The organism is Pseudomonas sp. BW7P1, from assembly GCF_024981055.1.
Classification (GTDB): domain Bacteria; phylum Pseudomonadota; class Gammaproteobacteria; order Pseudomonadales; family Pseudomonadaceae; genus Aquipseudomonas; species Aquipseudomonas bananamidigenes.
On record NZ_CP103374.1, the window covers coordinates 3,654,435 to 3,680,246 of the forward strand.

27 protein-coding genes are annotated in these 25,812 nt (G+C 58.2%); 10 read left to right on the forward strand and 17 right to left on the reverse strand.

The window, feature by feature from the left end; translation table 11 throughout:
• Positions 1–55: 55 nt before the first annotated feature.
• Positions 56–2,188, forward strand: coding sequence for a TonB-dependent receptor (locus NWV16_RS16260; protein ID WP_260519880.1), 2,133 nt, complete (start codon positions 56–58; stop codon positions 2,186–2,188).
• A 38-nt stretch (positions 2,189–2,226) separates the two neighbouring features.
• Here the strand turns inward: NWV16_RS16260 and NWV16_RS16265 are convergent, their stop codons facing one another.
• The 3 genes from NWV16_RS16265 to NWV16_RS16275 all read right to left on the reverse strand — a co-directional run bounded on the left by NWV16_RS16265 (position 2,227) and on the right by NWV16_RS16275 (position 4,020).
• Positions 2,227–3,240: an ABC transporter substrate-binding protein gene (locus NWV16_RS16265; protein ID WP_260519881.1), complete on the reverse strand. Its 1,014-nt coding sequence runs from the start codon at positions 3,238–3,240 to the stop codon at positions 2,227–2,229.
• A gap of 127 nt (positions 3,241–3,367) precedes the next feature.
• A complete protein-coding gene (locus tag NWV16_RS16270) occupies positions 3,368–3,565 on the reverse strand; it encodes a hypothetical protein (protein ID WP_260519882.1) in 198 nt (65 codons plus the stop codon).
• A gap of 5 nt (positions 3,566–3,570) precedes the next feature.
• On the reverse strand, positions 3,571–4,020 hold the full coding sequence (locus NWV16_RS16275) for a hypothetical protein (protein ID WP_065259750.1): 450 nt from the start codon (positions 4,018–4,020) through the stop codon (positions 3,571–3,573).
• A gap of 424 nt (positions 4,021–4,444) precedes the next feature.
• On the opposite strand from NWV16_RS16275, the gene NWV16_RS16280 reads away from it, so the two are divergent.
• Complete coding sequence (locus NWV16_RS16280; protein ID WP_260519883.1) at positions 4,445–4,708, forward strand: hypothetical protein; 264 nt, start codon at positions 4,445–4,447, stop codon at positions 4,706–4,708.
• 33 nt (positions 4,709–4,741) lie between these two features.
• Positions 4,742–4,978 (forward strand): DUF2789 domain-containing protein, encoded by a 237-nt coding sequence (locus NWV16_RS16285; protein WP_260519884.1) that lies wholly within the window; start codon positions 4,742–4,744, stop codon positions 4,976–4,978.
• A 6-nt stretch (positions 4,979–4,984) separates the two neighbouring features.
• Here the strand turns inward: NWV16_RS16285 and NWV16_RS16290 are convergent, their stop codons facing one another.
• From NWV16_RS16290 to NWV16_RS16300, 3 genes are all read right to left on the reverse strand, one after another.
• Positions 4,985–5,188: a hypothetical protein gene (locus tag NWV16_RS16290; protein WP_260519885.1), complete on the reverse strand. Its 204-nt coding sequence runs from the start codon at positions 5,186–5,188 to the stop codon at positions 4,985–4,987.
• A gap of 114 nt (positions 5,189–5,302) precedes the next feature.
• A complete protein-coding gene (locus NWV16_RS16295; protein WP_260519886.1) occupies positions 5,303–6,907 on the reverse strand; it encodes a methyl-accepting chemotaxis protein in 1,605 nt (534 codons plus the stop codon).
• A gap of 230 nt (positions 6,908–7,137) precedes the next feature.
• Positions 7,138–7,542 carry a TraR/DksA family transcriptional regulator gene (locus NWV16_RS16300; protein WP_065260998.1) on the reverse strand — a complete coding sequence of 135 codons (405 nt, stop codon included), beginning with the start codon at positions 7,540–7,542 and terminating at the stop codon, positions 7,138–7,140.
• A gap of 409 nt (positions 7,543–7,951) precedes the next feature.
• Between NWV16_RS16300 and NWV16_RS16305 the strand changes: the two genes are divergently transcribed.
• Both NWV16_RS16305 and NWV16_RS16310 read left to right on the forward strand, forming a co-directional pair.
• The gene (locus NWV16_RS16305) at positions 7,952–8,557 is read left to right on the forward strand and encodes a glutathione S-transferase (RefSeq protein ID WP_260519887.1); all 606 of its coding nucleotides are present in this window, start codon (positions 7,952–7,954) and stop codon (positions 8,555–8,557) included.
• Positions 8,558–8,559: 2 nt separating this feature from the next.
• Positions 8,560–9,663, forward strand: coding sequence for a DNA alkylation repair protein (locus NWV16_RS16310; RefSeq protein WP_260519888.1), 1,104 nt, complete (start codon positions 8,560–8,562; stop codon positions 9,661–9,663).
• A 357-nt stretch (positions 9,664–10,020) separates the two neighbouring features.
• Here the strand turns inward: NWV16_RS16310 and NWV16_RS16315 are convergent, their stop codons facing one another.
• From NWV16_RS16315 to NWV16_RS16330, 4 genes are all read right to left on the reverse strand, one after another.
• Positions 10,021–10,335, reverse strand: coding sequence for a hypothetical protein (locus tag NWV16_RS16315; RefSeq protein WP_260519889.1), 315 nt, complete (start codon positions 10,333–10,335; stop codon positions 10,021–10,023).
• 55 nt (positions 10,336–10,390) lie between these two features.
• Positions 10,391–11,047: a DUF2931 family protein gene (locus NWV16_RS16320; protein WP_260519890.1), complete on the reverse strand. Its 657-nt coding sequence runs from the start codon at positions 11,045–11,047 to the stop codon at positions 10,391–10,393.
• Positions 11,047–12,576: a T6SS phospholipase effector Tle1-like catalytic domain-containing protein gene (locus NWV16_RS16325; RefSeq protein ID WP_260519891.1), complete on the reverse strand. Its 1,530-nt coding sequence runs from the start codon at positions 12,574–12,576 to the stop codon at positions 11,047–11,049. Before NWV16_RS16325 ends, NWV16_RS16320 begins: the two co-directional genes overlap by 1 nt.
• Before the next feature lie 136 nt (positions 12,577–12,712).
• Positions 12,713–13,075, reverse strand: a complete 363-nt coding sequence (locus tag NWV16_RS16330; protein ID WP_260519892.1) for a DUF6124 family protein — start codon at positions 13,073–13,075, stop codon at positions 12,713–12,715.
• A 512-nt stretch (positions 13,076–13,587) separates the two neighbouring features.
• Here NWV16_RS16330 and NWV16_RS16335 point away from each other — a divergent pair.
• On the forward strand, positions 13,588–14,166 hold the full coding sequence (locus tag NWV16_RS16335; RefSeq protein ID WP_260519893.1) for a DUF4337 domain-containing protein: 579 nt from the start codon (positions 13,588–13,590) through the stop codon (positions 14,164–14,166).
• A gap of 80 nt (positions 14,167–14,246) precedes the next feature.
• Here NWV16_RS16335 and NWV16_RS16340 read toward each other — a convergent pair whose 3' ends face one another.
• A complete protein-coding gene (locus tag NWV16_RS16340; RefSeq protein ID WP_065260994.1) occupies positions 14,247–14,516 on the reverse strand; it encodes a hypothetical protein in 270 nt (89 codons plus the stop codon).
• 286 nt (positions 14,517–14,802) lie between these two features.
• Between NWV16_RS16340 and NWV16_RS16345 the strand changes: the two genes are divergently transcribed.
• Complete coding sequence (locus NWV16_RS16345) at positions 14,803–15,771, forward strand: LysR family transcriptional regulator (protein ID WP_260519894.1); 969 nt, start codon at positions 14,803–14,805, stop codon at positions 15,769–15,771.
• Positions 15,772–15,795: 24 nt separating this feature from the next.
• On the opposite strand, the gene NWV16_RS16350 is transcribed toward NWV16_RS16345, so the two are convergent.
• A complete protein-coding gene (locus NWV16_RS16350) occupies positions 15,796–16,251 on the reverse strand; it encodes a RidA family protein (protein ID WP_065260992.1) in 456 nt (151 codons plus the stop codon).
• Between the two features lie 306 nt (positions 16,252–16,557).
• On the opposite strand from NWV16_RS16350, the gene NWV16_RS16355 reads away from it, so the two are divergent.
• Positions 16,558–16,959 (forward strand): helix-turn-helix domain-containing protein, encoded by a 402-nt coding sequence (locus NWV16_RS16355; RefSeq protein WP_260523544.1) that lies wholly within the window; start codon positions 16,558–16,560, stop codon positions 16,957–16,959.
• Between the two features lie 94 nt (positions 16,960–17,053).
• On the opposite strand, the gene NWV16_RS16360 is transcribed toward NWV16_RS16355, so the two are convergent.
• On the reverse strand, positions 17,054–18,289 hold the full coding sequence (locus tag NWV16_RS16360) for an MFS transporter (RefSeq protein ID WP_260519895.1): 1,236 nt from the start codon (positions 18,287–18,289) through the stop codon (positions 17,054–17,056).
• 99 nt (positions 18,290–18,388) lie between these two features.
• Complete coding sequence (locus NWV16_RS16365) at positions 18,389–19,276, reverse strand: LysR family transcriptional regulator (protein WP_260519896.1); 888 nt, start codon at positions 19,274–19,276, stop codon at positions 18,389–18,391.
• A gap of 133 nt (positions 19,277–19,409) precedes the next feature.
• Between NWV16_RS16365 and NWV16_RS16370 the strand changes: the two genes are divergently transcribed.
• Positions 19,410–21,089 (forward strand): GMC family oxidoreductase, encoded by a 1,680-nt coding sequence (locus tag NWV16_RS16370; RefSeq protein ID WP_260519897.1) that lies wholly within the window; start codon positions 19,410–19,412, stop codon positions 21,087–21,089.
• Positions 21,090–21,219: 130 nt separating this feature from the next.
• Positions 21,220–22,842: an MFS transporter gene (locus NWV16_RS16375; protein ID WP_260519898.1), complete on the forward strand. Its 1,623-nt coding sequence runs from the start codon at positions 21,220–21,222 to the stop codon at positions 22,840–22,842.
• Positions 22,843–23,010: 168 nt separating this feature from the next.
• Here the strand turns inward: NWV16_RS16375 and NWV16_RS16380 are convergent, their stop codons facing one another.
• The 3 genes from NWV16_RS16380 to NWV16_RS16390 all read right to left on the reverse strand — a co-directional run bounded on the left by NWV16_RS16380 (position 23,011) and on the right by NWV16_RS16390 (position 25,634).
• Entirely contained in the window at positions 23,011–23,475 is a 465-nt protein-coding gene (locus NWV16_RS16380; protein WP_260519899.1) for an REP-associated tyrosine transposase, read from the reverse strand.
• A gap of 246 nt (positions 23,476–23,721) precedes the next feature.
• Positions 23,722–24,090, reverse strand: a complete 369-nt coding sequence (locus NWV16_RS16385) for a DUF427 domain-containing protein (protein WP_260519900.1) — start codon at positions 24,088–24,090, stop codon at positions 23,722–23,724.
• Between the two features lie 137 nt (positions 24,091–24,227).
• Entirely contained in the window at positions 24,228–25,634 is a 1,407-nt protein-coding gene (locus NWV16_RS16390) for a serralysin family metalloprotease (protein WP_260519901.1), read from the reverse strand.
• Positions 25,635–25,812 lie beyond the last annotated feature (178 nt).

Genomic DNA, 25,812 nt, shown 5'->3' on the forward strand with positions numbered 1-25,812 from the left:
ACGCGCGGCGTTCGCCTGTGCGCTGACTCCGAAACAAGCATTCAGGATTCAATCGATGAAACAACTTACCTTGCTGGCGAGCCTGTGCGGCTGCCTGTCGGTCAACGTGTGGGCGCAATCCACGGTCGATCTGGCGCCGATCAACATTGATGGCGTGTCCGGCGCAGAACCCGGCCTGAGCCTCGACCAATCCAGCGGCATGGCCTCGCGTCTTGGCCTTAGCGTGCGTGACACCCCGGCTTCGGTTGCCATCGCCAACCGCAATGACATCGAACGTCACGGTTCGCAAAACTTTCAGGACGCAGCCAACACCTTGCCGGGGGTGAACGCCAGTGCGCCGCCTGGCTTTGGCGGGTTCGTCTCCTATCGCGGTTTCACCAGCAGCCAGATCACCCAGATGTTCAATGGCGTCAACGTTTCCGGCGGACTGGCGCGCCCCGTGGATTCGTGGATTTATGAGCGGGTGGAACTGGTGGGTGGCCCGTCCTCGCTGATCAACGGCGCAGGCTCGGTCGGCGGCTCGCTGAATTACGTGACCAAGCTGGCCACCCGCGACGAGCAGGCCGCAGAAGGCCGGGTCAGCTACGGCACCTACGACACCACTGAAACCGCTTTCGGCCTCAATCACGCCCTGAGCCAGCCCGGCGCCGACGTGCAGCATTACGCGCGCTTCGACATCAGCCACAACACCAGCAACGGCTACATCGACCGCCAGGAACGCAATGCCTGGAGCATGGCATTTTCGTTGCTCAGTGACCTGACGCCGAACCTCTCGCATACCCTGGCCCTGGAATATCAGGACGAACACGAAGACAGCCCGTACTGGGGCACCCCGGTGCTCAATCCCAAGACCGGAGAATTGAAAATCGACCGCCACAACCGCTTTAACAACTACAACGTCGAGGACGGTCGCTATGAGCAGCGGACAATCTGGGTGCGCTCGATCATCGATTACCGGATCAACGACAGCACAACCCTGCGCAACACGCTTTATCACCTCGACAGCCAACGCGATTACCGTAACCTCGAAACCTACCAGTACAACGCCGACAACAGTGCCGTGAACCGCTCCACCGCCTATCAGGTCCGGCATCAGGGTGAGCAGGATGGCAATCAGTTCGAACTGCGCCACGACAACACGTTGTTCGGCCTGGATACCACCTGGTCCGGTGGCTTCGAGTACAAGGTCAACCAGACCACCAACTCTCCGCTCAATGTCAAAGGTGCGAGCACCGTGGATCCGGACAACTACCGCCCGGGGCACTTCTATGACATACCGGGCACGAAACCGGGTTTTGTCAGCGACAAGACCAATGCGGTCACCACCAGAGCGTTATTCGCTGAAAACCGTCTCGCACTGACCGACAAACTTTCGCTGCTCACTGGCCTGCGCCATGACGATATCGACCTCGATGTGACCAACCATCGCACGGTGACCGCAAGTAACCCGCGTCATCTCAAGCGCAGCTGGGAACCGGTCACCGGGCGTATCGGCCTGACGTATCAGTTCATTCCGTCAGCCAACGTTTATGTGCAATACAGCACCGCCGCCGAGCAACCCAATGGCACTCAGGACTTCGATGTTTCAACAGGCAAGCAATGGGAAATCGGCAGCAAGTTCGACTATCTGAACGGACGCGGCTCGGCGACGGTGGCCGCCTACACCATCGAACGCAAGGACTTTGCCGTCACCGATCCGCTGGACCCTACCAACAGCATTCCAGTCGGTCAGCAAACTTCGAAGGGCATCGAGATCGCAAACTCCCTGCGGATCACCGACAAGCTGCTGGTCGAAGGCAACTTCGCCTGGGTCGACGCCCGGTACGATGACTTCAACGAAAAGAACGCCGCTGGCGTGGTGGTTTCACGCAAGGGCAACACGCCGACCAACGTCCCCGACCGGGTCGGCAATCTGTGGCTGACCTATGACTTTTCACCGCAATGGCAAGGCGGGGTCGATGCGCGGTATGTGGCGTCGGTGTATGCGGACAATGCCAACACCCTGACCGTGCCGTCATATACGTTGTTCGGCAGTTTTCTCAGCTACAGGGTCGACTCCCATACCACCGTCACCGGTCGCGTGCGTAACCTGACGAACGAGGTGTATGCCGAGTTCGCCCATGTGTCGCCGGCGTACTACCTGGGCGCGCCACGCACCTTGGAACTGGCCGTACAAACCCGATTCTGATGTTGTCCGGCGAGGCAGTGCGCTCCCTCGCCACAACGCTACAGACCCGCCTGAACCTTGTCCGCGACGTCCTTGGGCAGCCACGCCTGCCAAACATCCGGATGAGCCTTCATGAACGCCTGCGCCGCGTCCCTTGGCGGTGTGTGCTTCTCACTCATTTCGGCCAGCGCCTTGTTCAGATCATCGATTGGAAAATCGACCTTGCTGAAAAACGCAACGATCTCCGGGTACTGCTTCTGAAACGGTGTGGACACGCCGATCGATAGCTTCGACGCCAAGGAACGGGTCGGCTTCGGATCGGGGTTATCGGCGTCGGTCAGGGTCTTCCAGGCTTCGGCATCGAACGGCGGCTCTTCGAGCTGCACCAGTTTGAACTTGCCGAGCAGCGGTGTCGGCGACCAGTAATAGAACAGCACCGGCTTGCCCCGGCGGATCGACGAACTGATTTCGGCATCCAGCGCCGCACCGGAGCCACTGCGGAAATTGGTGAAGTCGTCCTGCAATCCATAGGCCGTGAGCTTCTGCTTGTTCACCACTTCCGATGTCCAGCCGATAGGGCTGTTGAGGAACCGTCCCTTTTTCGGGTTCTCCGGATCCTTGAACACATCCTTGTATTTCTTCAGATCACTGACACTGCGCAGGTCCGGCGCCAGCGGCTTGATGCCTTTGGCGGCATCACCCTTGATCACGTATTCCGGCACCCACCATCCCTCCGTGGCGCCTTTTACCGTATCACCGAGGCTGGCAACCTTGCCTTCAGCCTCGGCCTTGACCCACACCGGGCTGCGTCCGGCCCACTCCTCACCGATGACCTGAATGTCATTGTTGGCGAGCGCGGTTTCCAGAGTGATGGTCGTGCCCGGCAATGTGTCGGTGGGAAGTCCATAGCCTTTCTCGACGATGATCCGCAGGACGTCGGTGATCAGGCTGCCGCTTTCCCAGTTCAGGTCGGCGAAATGGATCGGCGCCTGTGCGGCATTGACTGCCGGCGCCACTGTCAACAAACCGAACGTGGCCAGACCAGCGGCCAGCAACCGTCGAAATCCGTTCATGCTTTGCACCTCGTGCTGTTCACAGCAATAGCAGGAAGGCCTGACAGAAGACCGCCAGCCTCTGAATACTCAGTCAACTGACTGTAGACGAGGTTCCTGCTTTTTCAGGGGCATGTCACGGACAAGGCTACTTTTCCGACATTTCCTGCAAGCGTTGAAGCTCGCGTCTGACCATGCTGGCGTATTCGGCAGGCTGCAAAGTGTAGATCTGCGAGGCGACACAGCCGAGCCAGGCGCCTTTCAATCCGGATTTCGCATCGAACAGGCGCCGGGCTTCGTCGCGAGCGCTGTCGAGGTTCTGCAAATGGAAATCGGCGCGACTCACACCTGTCACTCGCTGGCCTTGAAGGTCACCAGTTCGCCCTTGCGCCACTTGGCGACCTTGGCGGTCACGGCCTTGAGGGTCTTGGTCAGGCCTTCCTGCAATTGCTCATTGGCAGCGAACACGGTGACCGCGCTGTGGCCTTCCTTGAACACGATGGCATGGCCGTCTGCCGTGCTGACAAAAGCGTAATCGCCCAGACCGTACACGGTCATTTTGATTTCGCGAAAACGGATGTCCATCTTGCCGCCTTCACGGCTGGGCAATACCGAAGCGCTGAAGTGATCGCCGACCTTGAGCTTGAGGCCGGGTTTGTCATCGACTACCAAGGCGCTTTCGGTGTCGATTTCGGCAACATAAATGCCTTCGGCGTTTTGCTCGGTGATGTAAACAAAACGCGACTGAAACTGCTTGACCAGCTTTGCCCGCAAATCACCCAGCACGAACAAAGCATGCATATCGAGGTTACTGACTGCCAAAGAAACATCCCCACACTTGAAAGAGTGCCGCCTGCGAATAACGCCCACGACAATAAAAACGGACCGGCCGATGGTGTTGCGCGATGAACCCGAAAAATGGAATGAACGAAGTGCTCATCCGGCGCGAGACAGGCAAGACTACTGCAATGCCATCCGCGAAACCTGCAAAGACGTTCTCCAAATGTTGAAGGAAAACGCCGCGAGGCGGGCCAGAGAATGGTGACTACAAACTTTAGGGAAAAAACTCACCAAGAAAAGCACTTTTCCGACATATCGCACGCAAAAAATTGCTTTAGATAACGCCATGCCGACAACAGGTGTTGGCGATTCTAGAGCAGCGACGCTGCTCGCGACTACCCGCAACCGTCTGTAAATGCGGGTCAACTCATGAAAAGGACTTCATATGTGCACTTTGACGCATTTTGCCGTGGCTTGCGAACACCCCTTTGTCCTGAATGCTCAAGGTCCTGGCCCTGACACAGCATCGGTGTCACTCGGCCGGGGGCCCATGTTCCAGGTGATTCCCGCAGGCAACGCCTTTTTTCACATCAGGGAAAAGTCAACGGGTCTTGTCAGAGGTTTCCGTGAGGATCACAACGCAGCCTGCGCCCTCGCCCGTTCACTGGAATCGCGAATCGAACTCCTGACCGGTGGGCCCCTCAGATAATGAGAGTGATCGTCCACTTTCAAGGAGTACACCATGGAAATGCCTGCCTACAACCTGACAACACTGTTCGATCAGTTAGGGCTGCCCTCAGAGGAAACCGCAATTGACGACTTCATCGAAGCTCACCCGCTCGATGCCGATACCAAACTGATCGATGCCGACTTCTGGAACCCGCAACAGGCGCAGTTGCTCAAGGAGTGGTTGCGTGCCGATGGTGAAGAAGCGGTGATGGTCGATGAGTTGAACGTGCGCCTGCATCGGGGCAAGTAATCACGATCAGTGCAGGCTGTCACAGGATTCGGCGCCCAGTTGCGCGAGCCACGCAGCCCTGCACTCCTCGGCCTCGTCGCGACTGGCGAACGCCGTGCCACGCCGCTCGCCATTGAGCAGCACGACCCAGCAGACACTCTGCCCCATTGCGCGAAGCCCGGCCGGAACGCCGCTGCCGATCATCACGGCGACATCGACTCTGCATTGCATGCTGTCCTCCGATTTTTCATTAGCTACCTAACTATGCAGGCATGTTAATGATTTGGATCAAATGGAAACAGCAGCGTCAGTGCACAGCTTAATTGCAGTTCCGGCAACAATGCGTCAACGCGGACTTTCTGGTTTGTAGCCCAGTCGCAACCCACCCCAGTGCCGTCCCTTGACCATGATCGGAACAGATAAATCGTGCATCAGCTCGCCCGTATCACGGGTGTAAGTCTGCAACAGCACCGGTTGCTGATGGCTGCCACAGCGAATGCCGGTGCGATCGTTAAACTTGCGTTTGGTGCGGTTGTGCACGGTATCGATTTGCACATCGCCGGTCAGGGGCTGACTGAACGCCTGATTGTGGGTCGGCACATACCCCTGCTGCGTGCAGGCGATGGCAAAGACCAGTCCTTCGTGACGCGGCAGCAAGGGTTCCTGAATCGCCGGCAACACCTGATCAGTGTAACGGTCGAAGCGGGTCTGGAACCTGGCGGGCTGGGTGTTCGGGATCGGCTGATACTGGCGGTCGAACAAGTCCTCAAGGCTGATCCGCCCTTGCTCGACATCGGCCTCGAAGCGCGCGGCAATCTGGACAGCCCCTTCACGCGCCAGATCGTAGATGCGCTGGTGATAGTCATCCAGACCGACTTCGGCCAGGCGCTCACTGATGACTTCAGCCTGTCCTTCCATCTGCACCGCAGCTTCGGCCAGGCGTCGTGTCTGTTGGTCACTGATCGCCAGATCGCTGCGCATCTGCTCGATGGCCGTGAACAGGCTGTCGAGCTGCTCGCGATTGGTCTCGGCACCTCGGGCGATTTCGCCGACCTGGGTTTCAACCCCGGCCGTCAGCCGCGCAATGTTCTCCAGGTGTTGGCCGGTGTTCTCGACCTGCTCGACACCGGTACGCAGATCATCGGAGAGCTGACGAATCTGCTCCACCACCTGCGCCGTACGCTGCTGAATGTCGGCGACCATCTCGCCGACTTCTCCGGTGGCGGTCGCCGTACGAGCTGCCAGACCGCGCACCTCATCCGCCACCACCGCAAAACCGCGGCCGTGCTCGCCGGCGCGGGCCGCTTCAATAGCGGCGTTCAACGCCAGAAGATTGGTCTGGCTGGCAATGGACTGAATCACCAGCGTCACACGCTGAATGTCATCACTTCGCTCGCTCAAGGCTTCGATCAGTTCACGACTGGCATTGGCACGCTGACTGAGCAGATGCATGCGCGAAATGGAATCGACCAGCTCGGTCCGACCCGCCGCGCTGCTGTGATGGGCCTCGCTGGCGGCGCCCAGCGCTTCGTGGCTGAGCTGAGATGTCGCTTGTTCGGTGGCGATCATCACTTCGGCGTTATCGACGATCTGTGCGGCAGCATCGAGTTGCGACTGCAACCGGCCCGCCAGCTCCTTGACAGAAAACGCCACGCCTGCAGCCGAAAGCGCGTTATGACTGGTGGTGTAGGAAAGGTCGCGGGTCAACTCGGACATCGCATTTCTGCCATCGACCGGTCGAGCTTCGGGGACGGCTCGGGAACGCAGGCGCGGTAGCCAGACAATCAGCACCGCCAGCGGCATGCTCACGTAAACGGACCATTCGCCCAGAGCCATTGCGGCCAGCAACAGCATCAAGGCGATGCTTTGCAGGGTTGGCGTCAGCCAGCGATTTTTCGGCAAAACAACTGGTGCCGGCACAGCCGCAACCAGAGATCCATCTCTCGTCATTTTGTTACCCCACGCTCGTTTTCATTGTTTTGACTGCATTAAACGCCACTACAAGGCCATTATCCATGGTCCGTTAGTCGTGGGGCTGTGGCAGGTCAATGGAACGCTGCGAGGGTTTGCGGCGGACGAGAAAAAGCAAAGATCGCAGCCTTCTGCAGCTTTAAAACAAAAGCTGCAGAAGGCTGCGATCTTTTCGCGACGACCCGCTTTGAAAGCGGTCGCCTCAGAAATCAGGCCTGACGCTGGTGCTTGTCGATCTGCTCGTGACGCTCTTGAGCTTCGATGCAGTACTTGGTGGTCGGGCTGATGAGCAGACGTTTCAGGCCAATCGGCTCGCCGCTGTCGTCGCACCAGCCAAAACTGTCTTCCTTGATACGCTCAAGGGCTTGTTCCAGCTGAGGCAGCATGCGCTGGTCACGATCGATCGCGTTCACCAACCAGGTACGCTCTTCTTCCACCGAGGCGGCGTCCGCCGGGTCGGCCGGGGTATCCAGGCTCTCGATGGCAATACGGTTCTGCTCAATGCGCTCATGGGTTTCGACTTTCATGTTCTGCAACAGCTCGGTGAAGAAAGCGTGTTGCTCGGCATTCATGTAGTCATCTGCCGGCATGGCCAGCAACTTGTCCTTTGTCATTGATATCTCTATAAAAAACGTGCATTAAGGCGAATTTGGGAGCGTTCCGGCGAACCGTCTGCGGTCATCGGAAAGGCATCGTTTATTGCAAACGCCACCCGGCACTCAATTTACGAAGGGGCGGCAGTCTAAGGCCCGATTGAGGCCTCAGCAACTCTAAATACCGGGAATTTGTCCGACAACGCCCGCAAAGCCCTCTGACACAGGCTTCACGGTGCTCATCGGAGTGCGTTTATAGCAAGAAATTCAGTCGAGCGGCTGTATATAGAAGACAAACGGTGGATGAGCGGCGCTTTGTCGCATTTCTTTACAAACATCGACCGCAGAATCAAACCGCTTTCAGGACTGACAATCTCCCCAACCTCGGCTACGTTATGCCCTCCCCCGGTTTGACTTGAAGGAACGCGTCATGAAACTGATCGGCATGCTGGACTCCCCTTACGTGCGCCGCGTGGCAATCTCCGCCAAATGCCTGGGGATCGAACTGGAACACGACCCAGTGTCGGTGTTTCGCCATTTCGAGCGTTTCCGGCAGATCAACCCGGTGGTCAAGGCGCCGACTCTGGTCCTCGACGACGGCGAAGTGCTGCTCGACTCGACGCTGATCCTCGACTACCTCGAAGCCCTGTCCGGCAAAACCCTGCTGCCCACCGACCTCGCCCATCGGGTAAAAGCCCTGCGCCTGATCGGCCTCGGCCTCGCCGCTTGCGAAAAAGCCGTGCAGCTTTATTACGAACGCAACCTGCGCCCGGCCGACATTCAATACCAGCCGTGGGTCGAACGGGTCGAAAGCCAGCTGGCCGCCGCTTTCACTGCCCTTGAACACGAACTGCAAAAACATCCGTTGCCCACTGATGGCACTCTTCAGCAGGACGGCATCACCCTCGCCGTCGCCTGGAGCTTCACCGGCCTCGTCGTTCCCGATCAGATCGACGCTGAACGCTTCCCGCGCATCGCCCAATACACCGCGTACGCCGAAGGCCTTCAAGCGTTCATCAGCACCCCGATGACCTGATCATGAGCACCACCGAAACCGCCGCCCCGGCCCTGAAAGAAATCTTCAACGCCGAACGCCTGCAACACATTGCCAGCGAAATGAGCGCCGTATACCCGGCGTTCAAGGCCAAGGCCTTTCTCAAGTACGCCAACGACGGCCTCGCCGACCTCTCGGTCATGCAACGCATGGCCCGCGTCAGCGAAAGCCTGCACGCCGTGCTGCCACTGGACTACGCCGATTCCCTCGACGTCCTGCGCGAACTCGCGCCACGTCTGAACAGCGGCTTCGTCTGCATGTGCCTGCCGCACTATGTAGCGAGCTACGGTGCGCACGCGTTCGACACTTCGATGGAAGCGCTGAAATATTTCACCACCTTCGGCTCCTCCGAATTCGCCATCCGCCACTTCCTGCGCAGCGACCTGGAACGCTCGCTGGAACGGATGCACGACTGGGCACGAGACGAAAACCACCACGTCCGCCGCCTCGCCAGCGAAGGCAGCCGCCCTCGCCTGCCGTGGTCGTTTCGCCTGGAGCCGGTGCAGGCAGACCCGCACCTGGCCGCCGGGATTCTTGACCGGTTGAAAGCGGACGAGAGTCTATACGTGCGCAAGTCCGTGGCGAACCATTTGAATGACGTGACCAAGGAACACCCGGAATGGGTGCTGGATACGGTTGAGGGGTGGGCACTGGAGAACAGGCACACGGCGTGGATTGCGAAGCATGCGTTGCGGAACTTGATCAAACAGGGCGATATGCGGGCGCTCACTGTTATTGGTGCAGGCGCGAGGGCTGAGGTCGAGTTGCTGGATGTGAAGGTGGAGCCAGCGGTGGTGCAGCTTGGAGAGACCATCACCTTGTCATTTACCATTCGATCGTTGGTGCCAGATGAACAGCGATTGGTGATTGATTATGCGATTGACTATGTGAAGGCCAATGGCGGGACTTCGGCCAAGGTATTCAAGTTGAAGACGTTGGATTTGGCGGGGTTTGGGAGTGAAGTTGTGGCGCGGCGGCAGGTGATCAAGGATTTCACTACGCGGAAGCATTATGCGGGGAAGCATGCGGTGCATGTGATGGTTAATGGGGAGCGGTTAGGAAGTACTGCGGTTGACATCAATTGCTGACGGACTGAAAGATTCTCTCTGGCGCTGCTCTCGGAAAAATAACAAGAGGACCTGGCCATAAAGCTAAAACAAATAATCGATTGTTTTTTCAAATATGCGATTGAACAGAGAAACCCGTACAACAGCTTCCCCCTGACCACTGAAGTCGATGAGTTTGGCGGGCCATATATTGAAATTTTCGACTCAGGAAAGCTGGCTATCGTTGCACGAGATCGCGGTTATGACGTATAGAGAAAAGAGACAACATCACCAGAAGAGCTGGCTAAATAGGTGTATGACATGTTCAACAAAAACACATAATGGGACAGATTTATTTTCGAGAAGCAGATCTGCTCTCTTCCTGCTACGAGACCGACTTCAGGATGGATAAAATGTCAAACCATCAAGATCAATCTCGGCGTATCCTCCAACATCCTCCTTGTAAAGCAAGACCCTGTACACTCCCAGTTCGGATCGTAAGAACTGGACAAGCTTTCCAAGGTTTTCGTTTTTAGACATTGAAGTCGGACGCACTACCGTTGCCTGTCCGGGCTCGTCATCGTAAACCCTAACCAGAAACACATCATCTCCGCTCTGCATATCGTAGTTATAACCACGGTATTCATATCCAAGGTCATGGTCGACATCATCAAAGCGAGTAGATTTCACTATTTTCAAAACAGCATCCCGCATTCGGACTCAAAAATTGGGGACGGATTTATTTTCCCCTATCCCTGATTTTCAAGCGTTACCAACTTCCGTACGGAATACCGAATTTATCGATATAGCGCCTGGACTTTTCACTGATCGGATATGCGTAACGTCCTTCATTCTTACCCTGACTCGGACCTAACGGCTCGATCTCGGCCTGGGCTCGGGCCACTTTGACCGGGTGATGACACGAGTCTCTGACCCAGACTTGTACAACCCCACCTGGAGCCAGCCCCAGATAGATAGAAGCGGAGTAACTCGCTTGTTCCTTTGGAGTTTCCGGGCAACGCTGATTGACCGAAGTCTGCATTAGTTGTCTGGCCTCCTCGGGTACATCCAACCAGACACGATAGGTCTGAGGTTCTACTATCGATTGCCACCGTACGTATATGCGCTTGGGGAGATCGGCACCAATCACTGGCTTTGCAGCAGCACCCACCGCGTGCCAGCCTCGTGCAGACTCTTTACCGTCTTCAGGCTCCCCGCCAGCGGCTGTACCTCCCCCCGTACGCTTGAACAGCTTGCCGTTTATATCTTCGACGGCACTGTCCTCCACCCACACTTTCATGTAGTAAGGCTCAGTAAACGCGAGCTCCCACGACTCGGACTTAGGGTCGTTTTTGGCAGACAGTGGATCCGCAGATTGGCATCCAAGCGTGAACAAAGCACAAAGCAGCGTTACAAGAACTCTCATTACCAAAGCGTCCAATCAGGTACGTGGGGATGCAGCACGCGGACGGTGTCGGCCGTCGGGGCGTTGATGTATACCGCATTTATTCCGCTGCCATCTCTGCGGCCGAGTGGATGGTTCCAGTTTGCGGACATGTGAATGTACTTGAGTTTCAGCAGTTGCTCCTCTTCAGGCGTGGTGCTGTAGTCACCCGCAACGAACCGATCACACAAAGTTTGAAGTTCTGCTGGGATGATCAAGTCGGGCGTGTCAGGAATATCGTTGAAGCGAACGCCTTTCTCTTTTGCCAGATGGTGCATCACTCTCAGGTAAACCCTGGATAGCATACCGCTCACCGGACGCCTGAGCTGTACAGCTGCGTAAACACGTTTAGCGCTTGGACTCAGCCGATCCTGCGGACTGTTCGGCACGATAAGAGCTTCAGGAGTCACAACCTCAAGCATGTCTGCAGGCCATCCTTTGGATAACCACTGGTTTCTAACGTTAACCGCATCCCTATAGATCGAGGTTGTCACGACGTCGGTGTTCAGGGGCACGATGAGTGTTTGCATCGGGCTTACAAGAACACACTCCTGCGCGTCCTCCAGATACCCGCCACCGATGTCGGAATGCGCTCCAGGCAGAGTAACCTCCAGATGATCCGGCTTGACGCGACTGAGTGCGAAGTTGGCTCTGCGCTCATCACGAGCAACCAACTGGACGACATCAGTGAAAAAGCGACGATCAAGGTAAAGTTTGATACCCGTCGCGATTGGGCTTTTAATATCTCCCAAATTTGACCAACCGGCTATCGAGGGTACTGTATCGAATAAGCCGATAAACCCCATATTGATATCGCTTTTGTATTGGTCATTGAATTTGGAGCTGAGGGCTCTGGGCAGATTTCGCAACACATGACCGAGAGGACCGCGACTGCCACGAACAATTTCGTTAGCAAAATGACGTGCGGCAGCCGCACCACGGCTGAAACCGAACGTATCGAACGTTAGTGAGATGATTTCACTGCCTGGGTTATCTTCCAGAACTCGATTGATTGCTTGTTGAATCATGGGAAAAGAGGATTCGACTCGCCCGGCAACTCCTGTCTCCCCTCGCCCCGTACCAGCACCGAATGTGCTGTCTTTTTCTCCGGATCGAGTACCGATACCTTCGACGTAGACAACGCGAGAGGCTCGTCCCGCTTGTGCTACCGGAACTGCGTCGTACAGCTCACTGAGCTTTTTGATGTTACTGACATCATTGCCATAGCTACTATCCGGATCGCTCATATATGGCTTGCAGCTAGCATCGATATCTTTAGCCGCAATCGGATGATGAGCGCCGCACAGAAGTCCGGCCGCAGCGTTGTTGGCATTGTTCCCCGTACCATCGAAGAACACTCCGATCCGCAGGGCTATGCCAGTTTTTTCAGGCTCACGCGCAGGCTCTCTCCCGTGTTTCTCATACTCAGCCCAACGTTGGGCATGAATATCGACGGGTTTGGTGCCGGTGTTGCGGAAATTTTTAGGCGGGTTGGGAACGTAGCCACTCAATCCTTGATTCCTTGTTCTGATCCTTTTAGAACGGGCCGGAGGGTGACAGTCGAAGCGAGCTGACGCAAGGCATGGCTCTGTGCCAGAGTTCTGCTTCCTGCCGGAACGAGTCCCCCTTCGCCCCGGCAGGATTGGCTCACGCCTTCAGTTCCACATTATCCAGCGCCTGATTCACGGCCAGCCCTGCGACCATGACCACTTGGGCAATGCCCAGAGCAGTCTTGCGATGTGCCGGCTCAAGGATGGCGGCGAAGTTGCTGAGCATTTCGCTGGCGGAATCGAGGGATTCGCTGGCGTTGGCCAACAGGGATTCGCTGTTGTAGGCGGGGTTGGCCAGGAACATGGGGTCGTGTGTGGTGTGACTGCCCATGATGCGCTGTTGCGGGGTCAGGTAATGGTCGAGGGCGCGTTCGGCTGCCTCGTTCAGGGTTCGGGAGTCAGGGAATTTGTAGGGTGAGACCGGATCGGTTTCTGGGGGATTGGGTGTTGGTTTGATCATGGTGAAACTCCTGATTTTGATTAGGAGCTACCAGCATCACTTGCAGATGATGGGTGGCAGCCAAGTGCGGGTCTGCAAGACCGGGAAACCAGGCACCCGGCAGACCCGAGGGTCTCCCGCACAAAGCCGCCATTGAGCGGACACAAACGAGCGTCCTTTTGGCAGGGCTGTGCGACTGGTTTTTCCGGCGGGCTTGCAGACCCGATCACTGAAAAGCAGTGACGGGAATCAAGTTACGGGGGGAGCCCCAGACGCACAAGCCGGCGGATTCTGTCTCAGCTGTAGGGGGTGACGCAAGCCATTGTGGGTAGCAGCCCACAAGAGAAGCCATCATTTAAACAGGCTATTTTTCTGCGTTTAACTTCGCACAAAAGAGACTGTTTCGCAGTCCCGCGGAAACAAACCATGCGGCCGTCCACTATCGGCCAAATGCCGTCGACCCTGTATGTCTAAAAAGCCGGCCGACCTGCATAATCCGCTCCTGTTCCTTCACCCACCCAAGTCCGAAAGTCATGCCTGAAGCGTTCGAAGTCCCGAGTCCTCACGAGCAACATATCGAACACACCACCCATCACGCCCATGCCAAAGGCGATCGCTTTGCCAGCAAGATTGCGGTCATGACAGCAGTCATGGCGACGGTCGGCGCCCTGATGAGCTATCAGGCCGGTTCGACGGAAAGCGAAGCGGCCATGGACAAAAACAACGCCGCCATCCAGAAGACCGAAGCCGCCAACGAGTGGAACTACTATCAGGCCAAGTCCAGCCGGCAGAACCTGTCGGAACTGGCAAGCCATCTGCCGGGGCTGGATTCCGCTCACTATGTTGCCGAGGCTCGTCGCTACGCAGAGCAGAAAGAGCAAGCCCGAATAAAGGCGGAAGCACTCGAGCAGCAGGCGCGAGCATGGGACGAGAAATCAGAACAGGCGCTTCATCAGCATCACCGCTGGGCCCAGGCCATGACCGCGATTCAAATCGCCATTTCACTGGCAGCCATCACCCTGCTGACGCGCAAGGAATGGCTCAGGCGCGTCTCGTTTGGGGCGGCGGGTCTGGGGGTCGTGTTGGGATCATTGGCGTGGTTGCATATCTGAAAGCGCTGCTCGCAACCGGTAATGTCACAGACGCTGGTGCGCACTCACTACGCGAGTCACGCACCAGTCTTTCGGGATGATCACCACTGGCCGCTTACGAGACAGCCAACGATTTCCCAACCGCTGTACTCCCACCATGAATATCGCTCGTCGGAGCAACTTCTGGCCAGGCTGGCCATCTGGATTTTGCCGACTGCCTGAGGAGTGCTGAACGGCGTATCAGTCGAAGCTGTAACCTGATTGACAGGCTGGGGAGCGTTGATGGTCGTCGGATGCACGGAAGCATTTGCAACGGCGGCGGTGAAAACGAGGGTTGCGGATACGGCCAGAGCAGTGATGGGCTTTTTCATGTTCGAATCCTTTCAGTTATCTGACATGAGACTGATGCACTGGCCTGAACTGCGTTTATCACCGAACTGAACAGACCGGGTGCTTGCACAGAATGACGCCATGGAAGCCTACCACCGCGCCGCCACCCACACAGTCGCTCAACTGTGCTATTGACAACTGGAAAAAATCAGCCGCCAAGATAGGCTTTCCCAGGCTCGAACGCCCTACGCGTCATCGGAACAATATGGCTGCTTCACCCCCACCTCTTCTCGTATCATCAGCGCCCTCGTATCTGGAACGATCTGTGTGAAATCGCCAACTGAAAAGGCTCCGACTCCCCCTGACGGTAAAAAGTGGGACGCAGGCGAGGCTGCCGGTCAGCTCTCGTGGGACGACTTGCGCATCATCAAGACGCTCAGTGATTGCGGCAACCGTTCAGCCACGGCGAAGAAGCTTGGCATCAATGTATCGACCGTTTCGCGCCGGATCACTCAAGTCGAGCGCACGCTCGGCGTCGCGCTGTTCGATCATCGCAAGTCGGGTTATCTGCTCACCGCCGAGGGTGCCGAGCTGCGGGCACTCGCCGAACGGGTGGAACTGGATATCGTCAGCGTCACGCGGCGTGTTTCACGTTCGGGTCAGGGCCCCCTCGGCAAACTTCGAATTACCACCAGCGACTCGCTGCTGCTGTACTTCTTCACCCCCATCATCGCCGACTTCAAGGCCCTGAATGAGGGCATCACCATCGAGGTGCTGGTCGGCAATGAAACCCTCAGCCTCGCCCGGGATGAATCGGATATCGCCATCCGGGCGACGAGAAAACCTGCCGAAAGCCTGGTGGGCCGCAAGCTGGCGAACATCGCCTGGGCACCCTATTGCTGCGACAGGCAGATGACGACGGGGCCACTTTTCGAAGAGGGCCAGGCATGGGTGTCGTACTCCTCAGCGCTCAGCGGTTTGAGAGCGACCCGTTACGTCGAAAGCCGGGTCGCTGCCGAGCGCATCGCGTACCGCACCGATTCCGTTGCGGCGGCCAGCGTGGCCATCGCGGCGGGTCTGGGATATGGATTCCTTCCCTGCATGCTGGGCGACATCACGCCGGGGCTGATGCGCGCCGGGCCGGTGGTGCCTGAGCTTCAGGATGAGTTGTGGCTGCTGACTCACCAGGACATTCGAAAATCGTGGCGGGTCAAGGCATTCATGACCTTCTGCGCCGCTGCCGTGGCCAGTCAGAAAGCCCTGGTCGAGGGGCAGTCGATACTCCCGGTGACCTGAATCGAAACCGGGAGTGCAGCTCATCTATTTCGCGCCAATCACGGCCTTGCATGCGATCTCGATCAGTTGCGGACGTTGGGCAAGTCTCGACACGCCAATGATATTGCTCGCGCACTGAGGCCGCTCGGTGCCATAGGCGGCCTTGCGCACTTTGCCGACAACCGCGAAGGCAGCATCCATGTCCAGCACGTAGAGCGTTTCCTCGACAACGTCCTGCAAGGTTGCGCCATACAAGGCGAGCAACTTCGCGATGTTGTCGTAGGAAACACGCATCTGTTCTCCCATCGAAGAAAAATCACTGGGTTTTCCGTCGGCGTCCAGCGGCGCCGGGGCGACCAGGTTTCCTTCCTCGTCATGGTTGAACTGGCCTGATACGTAGATCTCGTTTCCTGCCCGCCTTGCCTGCGGATAACCATAGGCCTCCTCCCAGGGCACGCCCCAGTAAGCGGTTTGCCTGTCGAGCGGTTGTGAAGCTGCCATTGCATTCTCCTGCATGAGGGATCGATCTGATCCATAGGGGTGGGCGAATGCTAGCAGCGCAAACACGCACACTGTGGCGCAAAAATGAGCCCACAAGAGCGCAAAAGTGCGCCACCAATAAACATTTTGTTTCGTTATCTTTTGCTCGCCCTCAGCAATGACGCTGAGGAACGCACTTGTGGTCAGGGCGATACCTCTGTCTGAACCATCGCCGGGCCCAGGGCTGTTGACAGACTTGTAACGTGTGTGGTGTCGACCGAGTCGGGTCAGCCGCACGCATCCTGTTACCTGAATTTCCGGATGTGTATGAACATGGATAAATCTACCGTGCTGGCGACGCTCGCCCTGACTTCGGCCGGACAGCTCAAATCCTGGCAGATAAGAACAGCCAAACAACTGATGCTGGACAGACTGGATACCGGCATTTCCGTGACTGAACTGGCCGAAGCCTGCGCATTGTCACGCAGTCATTTTTCCCGCCTGTTCAAGGAAAGCACCCGGATGTCCCCGCAACAATGGCTGCGTGAACAGCGGGTCATGAAAAGCAGGGCGTTATTGAAGGATTCCTCGATGCTGCTCACAGAGATCGCACTGGAATGCGGGTTCTGCGATCAATCTCACTTCTGCCGTACGTTCGCCAAAGCGGAAGGCATGTCACCCAAAGCCTGGAAACAACAAGCCGCCGGCCCGATTCCGGTCGCGGCTTGAAACGGCAAGGCATCACCGGCGCACGGGATTCGGAACAGGCCGGATCCCGTGCGGTTTTGGCCGGGATATAGACCTGTACTCAAAGAGTCGGGCCTCACCCAGTGTGCCGGCACTCCAGCGCAACCCTTGGTACGGTCTCCGGCACCGCCACCCAAAGCAGCACCAGCGCCGCCATCGCGACCCCCGCCAACGTCAGGAACGCAGCGCTGTACCCGGCTTCTTGAACCACAATCCCGGCCAGGCTGTTGCTCAATGCCGCGCCCAGTCCAAACACTGTCGTAATCGCACCCAGACTGACATTGAAGTGCCCGCTGCCCAGCGTCAGGTCTTTCACCACCACCGGAAACAGCGCGCCGAAAATCCCCGCGCCGATGCCATCGAGCAATTGCACGGAAACCAGCCACCACGGATCGTTGGACAGCACATACAACACCCCGCGCAACGGCAGGATCAGGAACCCCGCCAGCAGCAATGGCTTGCGCCCCCACACGTCGGCTTTCGCCCCCACCAGCAACGCAACAGGCACCATCACCATCTGCGCCGCGACGATGCAGGCAGAGGTGAGTGGCGTGGCCATCTGCAGATTGGCTTGTGCCAGTTTCTGACTCACCAGCGGCAACATCGCCGCGTTCGCCAGGTGAAACAGCCCACAACAAACCGCAAACATCAGCAACGGTTTGTTGGTCAGCAACAGGGACAGGCCCGAAGGTCGCTTGCCCTGCCCCGTTTCGCTGGGTGAAAACCCACGGGCGAGATCGTGGTCAATGGCATCCGCCGACACGAACGAGACGGCAATCACACTGGCCAGCGCCATGACCGCCATCAGATAAAACACCGCGACCGGGCCGAACAGGTACGCGGACAAACCGGCCAACAATGCGGCACAAGCGTTGCCGGCGTGATTGAAGGTTTCGTTGCGCCCGGTCCTTCGCGTGAAGGCACGAGGCCCGGTGATCCCCAGAGTGATTGCACAAATGGCCGGTGCGAAGATCGAAGCGGCAGCGGCGCTGATGGCCTGGGTCAGGGCCACCAGGCTGAATGAGGTCACGAATGGCAGCAACAGACAGCTTCCGGTGACTACCAGTGCCGCGATCACGATCAGCGCCCGTTTGAAATGCGAGCTGTCGACCAGTGCACCCGCCGGGGTTTGCGTGATGAGCGCGGCGATCCCGGCAATCGTCATGACCAGACCGATACTTGCCGGCTCCCAGTGATGCACCGCCAACAGATAAATTGCCAGATAGGGGCCGAGACCGTCACGCACGTCGGCGAGGAAGAAATTCAGGCTGTCGAGGGACAGGTTGTTACGGCGATCGAGGTGATTGGCCACGGGAAGCGTCTTCGTTGTGGAGGTTCTGCGAGATGGCTCAACCTCTGCAAATCGAATGACCTTTTGCAGGGGATTTTAGTTGCATGAAACAGCTGCCCGTCAGGGTCCCATCAACAACTCGCGCTCGCCTTCACACACCCCCACCACATAATCCCAGACCACTCGCAATCGCACCGATTTGTGCAGCTCCCGCCGCGTACTGATCCAGTAACTGCGCTCGATACTTTCCTGCGGCAACAGCGCCACCAGATCCGGATCCGACGCCGCCATATAACAAGGCAGCACCGCAATCCCCAACCCCGAACGAGCCGCCTCTTGCTGGGCAATCACGCTGGTGCTGTGAAACACCACCCTCGGATTGCGGCAGAAGCTGTTGAGAAACATCAACTCCTGACTGAACAGCAGATCATCGACATAGCCGATCCACGCATGCCGTCCGAGATCTTCGCGACTGTGCAGTGGCGGCGCGCTGTCCAGATAGCGTTGGCTGGCGTACAGCGCGAGTCGGTAATCGGTGAGTTTGCGCGTGACCAGCATGTCTGCCGCCGGCCGTTCCAGGTGAATGCTGATTTCCGCCTCTCGATTGAGGATGCTGACGAAGCGCGGTACCGCCACCAGCTCCACTTCCAATCCCGGATAACGCTCGAACAGGCCGATCATGCGACTGGCAAGGAACATGATGCCCAGTCCTTCCGTCACGCCGACACGGATCTTGCCCAGCGGCGCCGTCGATTGGGTGATTTCCTCCTGGGCCAGCAGCGCGACGTTTTCCATGGCCTCGGCGTGCTTGAGCAGCGCCTCCCCCGCCGGCGTCATTTCGTAGCCTTGAGCGTGCTGGACGAACAGCGCGGTGCCGAGGCTTTTTTCGATGGCCTCGATATGCCGGGCAACGGTGGCGTGGGTGGTATTCAGGCGGCGGGCAGCGGTGAGCAGCCGGCCGCTGCGCTGCAACTCAAGAAAGAACCGCAGGTCGTTCCAGTCGAACATGGCTTGTCCTTGTCGGCTATCGTCAGGAAGGGCTGTTTGAAAACGCACAGCGGCTGCGCAAAAACTAACATTCTTTTGACGAAAGCTAACAACTAGGATGACTGACAACAAAAACAATAAGCGAGGTCAGGGAATGCAGACGTCCCTCGATGAATTCGATTACATCGTGGTCGGCGCCGGGCCGGCCGGGTGTTTGCTGGCCAATCGGCTGTCGGCGGATCCACAGCGGCGTGTGCTGTTGCTGGAGGCCGGCGGACGCGACAACTATCCGTGGATTCACATCCCCGTGGGTTACCTGTTCTGCATCGGCAACCCGCGCACCGACTGGTGCTTCAAGACCGAAGAACAACCGGGCCTCAATGGCCGCGCACTGAGTTATCCACGCGGCAAGGTGTTGGGTGGCTGCTCGTCGATCAACGGCATGATCTACATGCGTGGACAGGCCAACGACTACGACGGCTGGGCCGCCGAGGGCAATCCGGGGTGGGCCTGGAATGACGTGTTGCCGCTGTTCAAGCAGAGCGAAAACCACTTCGCCGGCGCGGCGCAATTTCATGGCGACAAGGGGGAATGGCGGGTCGAACGCCAGCGCCTGTCGTGGCCGATTCTCGACGCCTTCCGCAGCGCTGCCGAGCAAAGCGGCATCGCCAGCATCGATGACTTCAACCAGGGTGACAACGAGGGTTGCGGTTACTTTCAGGTCAATCAGAAAGCCGGGGTGCGCTGGAATGCGGCGAAGGCGTTTCTCAAACCGATCCGGGGCCGAGCCAATCTCACGGTGTTGACCGATGTCGAAGTGGATCGCGTGCTGTTCGAGGACGGTCGTGCCTCAAGGGTCAGCGCCCGTTGGCAAGGCCAGGTGAAAAGCTTCAAGGCGCGCAAGGAGATCGTGTTGTGCGCCGGCGCCGTGGGCTCGCCGAGCATTCTGCAACGCTCCGGAATCGGCCCGCGTCCGCTGCTGGAAAAACTCGGGATCGGCGTGGCGCATGAACTGCCGGGGGTCGGCGGCAACCTGCAGGATCATCTGCAATTGCGGCTGATCTACAAACTGGAAAACGCCCGCACCCTCAATCAGATCGCCGGCAGTGTGTGGGGCAAGATGGGCATGGGCCTGCGCTATCTGTATGACCGCAGCGGGCCGTTGTCGATGGCGCCGAGTCAACTGGGCGCATTTGCCCGCTCGGGGCCCGAGCAGACCTCGGCCAACCTCGAATATCACGTGCAGCCACTGTCGCTGGAACGCTTTGGCGAGCCGTTGCACAGCTTCCCCGCGTTCACTGCATCGGTGTGTGACTTGCGCCCGCAAAGCCGTGGCCGCATCGAAATTCGCTCCGCTGATCCACAAACGGTACCGCTGATCCAGCCCAATTACTTGAGCCATCCCGAAGACCTGCGCGTGGCCGCCGACGCGATCCGCCTGACCCGTCGCATCGTCGGCGCCCCGGCCCTGCAACCCTTCAACCCGGTGGAATACCTGCCTGGCGTGAGCCTGCAAACCGAAGAGCAACTGCACGAAGCGGCGGCGAAGATCGGCACAACGATTTTCCATCCGGTCGGCACCTGTCGCATGGGTAACGACGCGGATGCCGTGGTCGATGCGCAATTGCGCGTGCATGGTGTGCCGGGGCTGAGAATTGCCGATGCGTCGATCATGCCGCGCATTACCTCGGGCAACACCTGTTCGCCTACGCTGATGATTGCTGAAAAAGCGGCACAGCTGATTCTCAACGCTTCACAAGCAACACCTGTGGGAGCGGCGGTGCGACGATTCGACTTGCCCGCGAAAGCGGCAGATCATTCGACAGTGAGTTGAATGGCACACCGCTTACGGGAACAAGCCCCCTCCCACAAATGACCCGCATCAGATTCACGGACATCGCGCATCACCCGGACACGCAACACCAGTGGAAACAACAAAAACAATCACTGTGAGGGATACCGATATGTCAGAACACGCTCAGTCGCTGGACGCCGTGCGCAGTACGGACGCCGGCTCCGATACCCGAAAGGTCATCTTCGCCTCGTCCCTGGGGACGGTGTTCGAGTGGTATGACTTCTTCCTCTACGGCGCCCTGGCGGCGGTGATCAGCAAGCAGTTTTTCGCCGGGGTCAACGACACCACGGCGTTCATCTTCGCGCTGATGGCGTTTGCCGCAGGCTTCATCGTGAGGCCGTTCGGGGCGCTGGTGTTCGGTCGGTTGGGGGACATGATCGGACGCAAATACACCTTCCTTGCGACCATCATTCTGATGGGCGTGGCCACGTTCGCAGTGGGTCTGTTGCCCACCTACGCCAGTATCGGCATCGCTGCGCCGATCATTCTCGTGGTGTTGCGCATGCTTCAAGGCCTGGCCCTGGGGGGCGAATACGGCGGCGCCGCGACCTACGTGGCGGAACACGCGCCGATCGGCAAACGGGGTTTCCATACGAGCTGGATTCAATCCACCGCGACCCTCGGTCTGCTGCTGTCGCTGCTGGTGGTGCTCGGTTGCCGCTACTTCACCGGCGATCAGTTCGAAGTCTGGGGCTGGCGCATTCCGTTTCTGCTGTCGATCGTGCTGCTGGGGATTTCCACCTGGATTCGCCTGAGCCTGCATGAGTCGCCGGCGTATCTGAAGATGAAAGAGGAAGGCAAGGCCAGCAAGGCGCCGATCCGCGAATCCTTCGGCAAATGGGAAAACCTGAAGGTCGTCCTCATCGCCCTGTTCAGCATCAACGCCGGGCAGGCGGTGACCTTCTACGCCGCGCAGTTCTACGTGCTGTTCTTCCTCACTCAGTTCCTGAAAATGGATCCGGCGGTGGCCAACAGTCTGTTGATCATCAGTGTGGTGATCGGCGCGCCGTTCTTCATCTTTTTTGGCTGGCTGTCGGACAAGGTCGGGCGTAAACCGGTGCTGATGCTCGGCCTGCTGCTGGCCACGGCACTGTACTTCCCGATCTTCAAATCCCTGGCGCACTACGCCAACCCGGCCATCGACCGGGCCAGCCAACAGGCGCCGATCACCGTTGTGGCAGACCCGGCCACCTGTACCTTCCAGTTCGATCCGGTGGGCAAGGCCAAATTCGACAGTCCATGCGACAAGGTCAAGACCTTCCTGGTCAAGCAGGGCCTGCCCTACTCCAGCGTCGCAGCGCCTGCCGGCAGCGCGGTGCAAGTGAGCGTCGGCGATGTGAAACTCGACGGCTTCGACGAGGCCGCCCTGCGCGGCGCCATCACCCTCGCCGGCTACCCGCAGCAGGCTGACATGCAGCAGATCAACAAGCCGATGATCGTGGCCCTGATCGTCGCGCTGATCATCCTCTCCGCCATGTGCTACGGCCCGCTCGCGGCGCTGATGGTCGAACTGTTCCCGACCCGCATCCGCTACACCTCGATGTCCCTGCCGTATCACATCGGCAATGGCTGGTTCGGCGGTTTCCTGCCGACCGTGTCGTTTGCGCTGGTGGTGTACACCGGGGATATTTTCTACGGGTTGTGGTACCCGGTGCTGATTACCGGGGTAAGCCTGGTGGTGGGGATGCTCTGCCTGCGTGAAACGAAGAATATCGACCTCGACAAGAACTGAGTAACCAGGTCAATACGAGCACTGAAGATCATCCGTGGCGAGGGAGCTTGCTCCCGCCAGGTCGCGAAGCGACTCCGATACCTGCAATGTCGCGCTCCAGGTTTTTGCGACGGTTGCGCCGCCGAGCGGGAGCAAGCTCCCTCGCCACGGTTTGAGTCAGTTCAAAATTCAAGTTGGGAGCCAACAGGCATCCCACAAAGCATAATCACCAATACGTTCGACCAGGCCGGCTCGCAAAGGATTGGCCACGATATAGCGGGCAAATGGCTTGAGGTCTTCGTCATCGCGGATCGCCCTGTCGTGAAAACCGGTTTGCCAGAATGCGCCTCTTTGCTTCAGTGCGCGATTGATCGTCAGCGTGCTGCGCGACTTGACCGTCTGCATGAGGCGCTCCAACCCAACGTCTTCAAGCTGAACCAGCCAGTGTAAATGATCCGGCATGACCACCCATGCAATCGAATTTACCCATTTCCGCTCGTGACATCGTCGAAGCTCGTTCACCAGCAAACGCCCCAATCGCCAATCCTCAAAAATCCTTCGGCGTCGGTACACCACTGTGGTGATCAGGTAAGCGCGTCCGACTTCGGAACAACGCCCTCGTCGAAGTCGATGTGATTGTGGTCGTACAGGCATTTAGTTACGTCTCTGATGATGAATACCTCCATCAAAACTAGTGCCTGAGCTAAAGATCTGTCGCTGCGAACAACGTAGGAAGAGTCGGAAACTATCCCCTGTGGCGAGGGAGCTTGCTCCCGCCAAGTCGCGAAGCGACTCCGATACCTGCAATGTCGCGCTCCAGTTTTTTGCGACGGTTGGGCCGCCGAGCGGGAGCAAGCTCCCTCGCCACAGGATAGGCTGGCTTATCACATGTGCATGCGTTCAGACCTCCGCCCCCAGCAATTCAAACTTCACCTGATTGGGATAGAACGCGACGTAGTCCTTGATCTGGCTGACCGAAATCTTCGGATGTTCGTAGGTCCACACCGCATTCGCCCCTTCATGTCCGGGCACTTGCAGACTGAAGTAACTGGCGTCGCCCTTGTAGGGGCAATAACTCGTGTGGTCAGTGCGGGTGAAATACTTTTCGTCGATGTCTTCGCGGGGGATGTAGTAGACCGGCGGATAGTTGGCTTCAAGCAGCACCAGTGCTCGGGCCGAGGCGGCGACCTGAATGCCGTGGAACTTCACCAATACGCAGCCTGGCTGCTCGGCGATGGTGATGACGGGACTGGGACCGGAGGTTTTCATCGGGTGCTCCTGACAACGGCTGAGAGACCGGTTCAGGTATAACCCATGCGGCGCGATCCCGTCGGGTTCGCAGCCGAACGGTTTTTCCGCTCATAAAAAACCGCAGCCGCTGAGGGCTGCGGTTTTCCGTTTTCAGGTCAGGCGACGATATCGCTCGCCACGGCCTGCCCCACCACACCCACTGCAAAGTCCACTGAACCCTGGCCTGTGAGGTCGATCATCAGGCTGGTCTGGTTGGTCTGAGCAAAGTAAGTGAGGATCGCGTCGCCCGCATGCCCGGTGAAGCCGCTGACGAAGTTCAGCGTGGCCGCACCCGACGCGAAACCGGCAATCCCGGACAGGTCGATCTTGTCCAGACCGCTGGTGAAATCCATGATCCAGTCCGGTGCGGTCATGGTCGAATCACTGGCTGCGCCGAACACGAAGGTGTCCGCGCCTTCACCGCCCCACAGCGTGTCGCCGCCGCCACCGCCGTAGATGATGTCGTTGCCGGCACCGCCGATCAGTTCGTTGGCCGCGCTGTTGCCGATCAACAAGTCATTACCGGAACCGCCAAGGGCATTTTCCACGGTCACGCCATAGGCGATGGACACGTTGCCCACCAGACCGCCGACGTCGGAGAACGCCCCTTCGTTGAGGTTGATCTTCTGGTTCTGGCTGAAGCCGGAGAAATCCAGGGTGTCGTTACCGCCGCCGTCCCACACCGAGAACACCAGTTTGGAGGCGTTGGAAGTCGCGCTGTAGTAATCACGACCAGCGTTGGAGTTGAAACCGTACACGGTGTCATCGGCCCGGGTTTCGTAGTTGGCGCCGTAGAGTTTCTGCACGGCGACGATGTCGTCCAGCAACGGTGCCGAGGCATACGCGCCGCTGCCGTCCTTGCTGAAGTTCTGGTCGGTGTTGGCTTCGCTCCAGTAGCTCATCAGGCTGTAGCCGCGGGTGTCTTCGGCGTACTTGGCATCGTTGTAGGTCGGATTGCCATTGCCGGCGTTGTAGGCGCCCGGATGCGACAGGCCGAGGGTGTGACCGATTTCGTGGGTCAGGGTCTGGCGCCCGTAATTGTTGGTGCCCGGAGTCTTGTTGACCTGATATTGATCATTGATCAGGTACCACGACTGACCGTCATAGCTGCTGCCCTGCGGCAGGTAGGCGAACGCCGCGCCGCCGGTGCTGACATCGTAGTTGCCGAAGGTCATGTGACCATCGCCGCCCTTGCCTTCGGTAAAGGTGACGTTGGCCACGTCCGACCAGGACTGCATCGACAGCACGGCCTGGGCCTTCTGCAGAGCGCTGAACTCGCTGAAGTTGCCCAGTTTGGGGTTGTAGTTCGACGGTTTTTCGGTGAGGAACGTATAAGTCAGATCGATCTTGCCGTCGGCATTCTTGTCCTGCCACGACATCCCCTTGCGCAGGATTTCGTCAGCGGCCTGGTCGGCGGTGAACGACGGTTTGCCATTGACGGTTCCGGTGCCGCGGTCATACAGGTGGCTGAAAGCGTCGACGGCAGTGAAGGCGCTGCTGGCCTGGGAGGAAGGTTGAGACATGGTGTACGTCCTTGTTGCTAAAGAGTCAGTGTCAGACAGTAAAACGGCGATCTTCTGGCGAAATCGTCCTGTCACTCGCCCTGTTGAGGCGAGTCGAACCTGACACAGTGCCGGGCGTGAGTGCCATTCGATTTCTCGATAGCGTCCCCGATTGCCCCGGCGCAGGCTGTCATGACCG

What these genes read in the sequence shown, in the direction of transcription:
- NWV16_RS16365 (WP_260519896.1), bottom strand. Translation starts at nt 19,276, where the DNA reads ATGTTCGACTGGAACGACCTGCGGTTCTTTCTTGAGTTGCAGCGCAGC.
- NWV16_RS16385 (WP_260519900.1), bottom strand. Translation starts at nt 24,090, where the DNA reads ATGAAAACCTCCGGTCCCAGTCCCGTCATCACCATCGCCGAGCAGCCA.
- NWV16_RS16390 (WP_260519901.1), bottom strand. Translation starts at nt 25,634, where the DNA reads ATGTCTCAACCTTCCTCCCAGGCCAGCAGCGCCTTCACTGCCGTCGAC.
- NWV16_RS16340 (WP_065260994.1), bottom strand. Translation starts at nt 14,516, where the DNA reads ATGAAAAAGCCCATCACTGCTCTGGCCGTATCCGCAACCCTCGTTTTC.
- NWV16_RS16380 (WP_260519899.1), bottom strand. Translation starts at nt 23,475, where the DNA reads ATGCCTGTACGACCACAATCACATCGACTTCGACGAGGGCGTTGTTCC.
- NWV16_RS16295 (WP_260519886.1), bottom strand. Translation starts at nt 6,907, where the DNA reads ATGACGAGAGATGGATCTCTGGTTGCGGCTGTGCCGGCACCAGTTGTT.
- NWV16_RS16350 (WP_065260992.1), bottom strand. Translation starts at nt 16,251, where the DNA reads ATGGCAGCTTCACAACCGCTCGACAGGCAAACCGCTTACTGGGGCGTG.
- NWV16_RS16305 (WP_260519887.1), top strand. Translation starts at nt 7,952, where the DNA reads ATGAAACTGATCGGCATGCTGGACTCCCCTTACGTGCGCCGCGTGGCA.
- NWV16_RS16320 (WP_260519890.1), bottom strand. Translation starts at nt 11,047, where the DNA reads ATGAGAGTTCTTGTAACGCTGCTTTGTGCTTTGTTCACGCTTGGATGC.
- NWV16_RS16260 (WP_260519880.1), top strand. Translation starts at nt 56, where the DNA reads ATGAAACAACTTACCTTGCTGGCGAGCCTGTGCGGCTGCCTGTCGGTC.
- NWV16_RS16375 (WP_260519898.1), top strand. Translation starts at nt 21,220, where the DNA reads ATGTCAGAACACGCTCAGTCGCTGGACGCCGTGCGCAGTACGGACGCC.
- NWV16_RS16265 (WP_260519881.1), bottom strand. Translation starts at nt 3,240, where the DNA reads ATGAACGGATTTCGACGGTTGCTGGCCGCTGGTCTGGCCACGTTCGGT.
- NWV16_RS16280 (WP_260519883.1), top strand. Translation starts at nt 4,445, where the DNA reads ATGTGCACTTTGACGCATTTTGCCGTGGCTTGCGAACACCCCTTTGTC.
- NWV16_RS16300 (WP_065260998.1), bottom strand. Translation starts at nt 7,542, where the DNA reads ATGACAAAGGACAAGTTGCTGGCCATGCCGGCAGATGACTACATGAAT.
- NWV16_RS16370 (WP_260519897.1), top strand. Translation starts at nt 19,410, where the DNA reads ATGCAGACGTCCCTCGATGAATTCGATTACATCGTGGTCGGCGCCGGG.
- NWV16_RS16310 (WP_260519888.1), top strand. Translation starts at nt 8,560, where the DNA reads ATGAGCACCACCGAAACCGCCGCCCCGGCCCTGAAAGAAATCTTCAAC.
- NWV16_RS16285 (WP_260519884.1), top strand. Translation starts at nt 4,742, where the DNA reads ATGGAAATGCCTGCCTACAACCTGACAACACTGTTCGATCAGTTAGGG.
- NWV16_RS16335 (WP_260519893.1), top strand. Translation starts at nt 13,588, where the DNA reads ATGCCTGAAGCGTTCGAAGTCCCGAGTCCTCACGAGCAACATATCGAA.
- NWV16_RS16290 (WP_260519885.1), bottom strand. Translation starts at nt 5,188, where the DNA reads ATGCAATGCAGAGTCGATGTCGCCGTGATGATCGGCAGCGGCGTTCCG.
- NWV16_RS16330 (WP_260519892.1), bottom strand. Translation starts at nt 13,075, where the DNA reads ATGATCAAACCAACACCCAATCCCCCAGAAACCGATCCGGTCTCACCC.
- NWV16_RS16315 (WP_260519889.1), bottom strand. Translation starts at nt 10,335, where the DNA reads ATGCGGGATGCTGTTTTGAAAATAGTGAAATCTACTCGCTTTGATGAT.
- NWV16_RS16355 (WP_260523544.1), top strand. Translation starts at nt 16,558, where the DNA reads ATGAACATGGATAAATCTACCGTGCTGGCGACGCTCGCCCTGACTTCG.
- NWV16_RS16275 (WP_065259750.1), bottom strand. Translation starts at nt 4,020, where the DNA reads ATGCATGCTTTGTTCGTGCTGGGTGATTTGCGGGCAAAGCTGGTCAAG.